The following is a 432-nucleotide window of genomic DNA, read 5'->3' on the forward strand; positions in this document are numbered from 1 at the left end:
CTCGTCCTCTTCGTGGCTCTCGACTGCTATAGAACGATCGGTTCCTTGCGAACTGATGTCCAATACACGCCGTTGCCCGTCGTGCCACACGATCGGACCATTGATGCTCTGCTTCGGCGCCCATCCATTGGTGATGTCAGGCAATAACACGACGGGGAATCCCAGACCCTTTGCCTCATGGATGGTCATGATGATGACAGCCTGTTGGTCACTATCAAGGCGACGGGGTTCGTCGTCGCCTGCTAGTTGCTGTTGCTCGCGGATCCACGCTGCGGTTGCCGTCGCCGTCAATCTTCCTTCACAGGCCGCAATATGCGCCTTTTGTGCCACCTGACGTAGATCGGTGACGTATCGCTCACCACCTGCCATGCTTACCAGACGCACCAGCACACCGGGGCGATGAAGGACAGCCTCAACCGTTCCCCATACCCC

The 432-nt window shown here is 57.9% G+C and carries 1 protein-coding gene; it reads right to left on the reverse strand.

Annotation, left to right across the window (positions count from 1 at the left end):
- On the reverse strand, positions 1 to 369 hold a 369-nt coding region (locus D7X96_RS39280), incomplete at its 3' end, for a 3'-5' exonuclease (protein ID WP_208647460.1).
- Positions 370 to 432 lie beyond the last annotated feature (63 nt).

Source organism: Corallococcus interemptor, assembly GCF_003668875.1.
GTDB classification, from domain to species: domain Bacteria; phylum Myxococcota; class Myxococcia; order Myxococcales; family Myxococcaceae; genus Corallococcus; species Corallococcus interemptor.